Origin of the sequence: Pseudoduganella sp. RAF53_2, from assembly GCF_052113985.1 — a bacterium.
Taxonomy (GTDB): Bacteria; Pseudomonadota; Gammaproteobacteria; order Burkholderiales; family Burkholderiaceae_D; genus Rugamonas.
In genome coordinates this window covers 1-1,937 of the sequence record NZ_JBFRDW010000869.1, presented here as the reverse complement: position 1 = coordinate 1,937, position 1,937 = coordinate 1, and the positions used below count along the sequence as shown (strand labels likewise).

Here is a 1,937-nt window from a genome sequence, read left to right as displayed (position 1 = left end):
TGTCCTGCACTTCGCCATTGATGACGACATCGCCATCTTCAATCAGCGCACGGCAGTATTTGCGCGTCCCGAAGCCTTGCGACTGCAGGATGCGATCAAGGGAAAGTTTACTCATGGGGCGGGATTTTACCGGATTTTAAGCGGGATCAAGCTCGGACATTGATACAGATCAAGGGATGTCTAAGACATATTGATACACTGAAATCACGTTAGGAATTTGCTGAACGTAAATAGGAAGAAACGCCATGAAGCTTTCGATAAGCCGCAGCACTTTGGCACGCACCCACTCCGCTTCCCTGCAAATGCGGCTGGCCCTGGCACGCTGGCACGGCGGCGCCAGCGCCATGCCGCAAAATGAATGGCAGTCGACGGTTCAATGCGGATTTCAGAAATGGCTGGAAGCGGGGGGATTTTCCGGCATGGCGCCAGCATCTCCACAGACGAAAACAGCGGCCAAGGGCCGCCGTTCTCTTGCCTCACAAAGAGACAGTGACGAGGAATTTCAATTCACTCTAATCCGCATCCATGATGCGGCTGAGTAGTCTTTACCCAAGTTCAAGTTGTGAAGCCCTCCCTTGAATGAACTACATCGTTACTATAGTCCACCTCGGGGAATATACAAGCCTTAATAAAAGCAGTTTRCCAACGTTTCCTGCTGAGCAGCTCTGCTGTATTAATGCAGTGCCGGCTTGACGGATTCGACCGCCGCCTTCATGGCGCCGGCCCCCATCGCTGCGCCAAATTTCTTCAGCACGCGCTCAGGCAGACCTTCATGCTGGGTGTAGTCGATGACGTCTTCGGCCTTCACCACATCACGCGCCACGCTGTCCACGCTACCAAGGTCATCGGCCAAGCCCATGTCGATCGCCTTGGCGCCAGTCCAGAACAGGCCGGAGAACATTTCCGGCGTTTCGTGCAGGCGCTTGCCACGGCCAGCGCGGACCACTTCGATGAACTGCTCGTGGATCTCTTTCAGCATGGTTTGCGCATGCTGCTTGTGCTTTTCCGATTGCGGGCTGAACGGATCGAGGAAGCCCTTGTTTTCACCTGCGGTCAGCAAGCGGCGCTCGACGCCCAGCTTCTCCATGGTGCCCGTAAAGCCGAAGCCATCCATCAGCACGCCGATGGAACCGATGATGCTGGCCTTGTTGACGTAAATGCGGTCGGCTGCCGAAGCGATGTAATAGCCGCCGGACGCGCAGATCTCATCCACCACTACATATAGAGGTTTGTTCGGATAGCCTTTGCGCAGGCGGCGGATTTCATCCACGATCATGCCCGCCTGGACCGGACTGCCGCCCGGGCTGTTGATGTGCAGGACCACAGCCACGGAACCCGCATCCGCGAAGGCTTTGTTCAGTGCCGGAATCACCACCGTTGCCGAACCGCTGCCTTCTGCTTCGATATTGCCCTCAATTTCGATCAACGCCGTGTGACGGCCCAGCGATTCCGAATCGCCGCCTAAATGAATATCGAAATAGCTGGCAATCGCAAAGAACACGATCACCAGCACGAACACTTTGAAGAAAATGCTCCAGCGGCGGTTGGCGCGCTGTTCCTTCAGCGTGGCAAACACCAGCTTTTCGAGCACTTCGCGCTCCCAGTTGATGGGAGGCGTGCCGGGCGGCTGTTGCGCCGGCTGAGGCGGTGGTGGCGGCGGAGTCTGGTTCAGGTTGTCGCTCATAATCCTTGCTTTCTTGGCGCGTCAGGCGCGCGCCGGCTGGACGTAATCGTCCGGTTGCCAGTAAATATTCTGGTCGCGCTCGGTCACTGCGATGGGACGCAGGCGCCCGCCGCGGCATGGCCCACCGGCGCATTGTCCGTTATCGGGCAGGTAAATCGCACCGTGCGTGGAGCACATGATATAGAGCTTGGATGATTCGAAGAATTCCCCTTCGGCCCAGTCCAGCTCGATTGGCACATGAGCGCAGCGGTTC

The 1,937-nt window shown here is 57.0% G+C and carries 4 protein-coding genes; 1 reads left to right on the top strand and 3 read right to left on the bottom strand.

Annotated features, from left to right (window positions below; all coding sequences use genetic code 11):
- A partial coding sequence (locus AB4Z11_RS30505) for a S4 domain-containing protein (protein WP_442029755.1) occupies positions 1-115 on the bottom strand: 115 nt, incomplete at its 3' end.
- A 130-nt stretch (positions 116-245) separates the two neighbouring features.
- Between AB4Z11_RS30505 and AB4Z11_RS30500 the strand changes: the two genes are divergently transcribed.
- Positions 246-542, top strand: a complete 297-nt coding sequence (locus tag AB4Z11_RS30500; RefSeq protein ID WP_442029753.1) for a hypothetical protein — start codon at positions 246-248, stop codon at positions 540-542.
- A 131-nt stretch (positions 543-673) separates the two neighbouring features.
- Here the strand turns inward: AB4Z11_RS30500 and AB4Z11_RS30495 are convergent, their stop codons facing one another.
- Positions 674-1,684, bottom strand: a complete 1,011-nt coding sequence (locus AB4Z11_RS30495) for a S49 family peptidase (protein WP_442029751.1) — start codon at positions 1,682-1,684, stop codon at positions 674-676.
- Positions 1,685-1,705: 21 nt separating this feature from the next.
- A partial coding sequence (locus tag AB4Z11_RS30490) for a Rieske (2Fe-2S) protein (RefSeq protein ID WP_442029749.1) occupies positions 1,706-1,937 on the bottom strand: 232 nt, incomplete at its 5' end.

What these genes read in the sequence shown, in the direction of transcription:
- AB4Z11_RS30500 (WP_442029753.1), top strand. Translation starts at nt 246, where the DNA reads ATGAAGCTTTCGATAAGCCGCAGCACTTTGGCACGCACCCACTCCGCT.
- AB4Z11_RS30495 (WP_442029751.1), bottom strand. Translation starts at nt 1,684, where the DNA reads ATGAGCGACAACCTGAACCAGACTCCGCCGCCACCACCGCCTCAGCCG.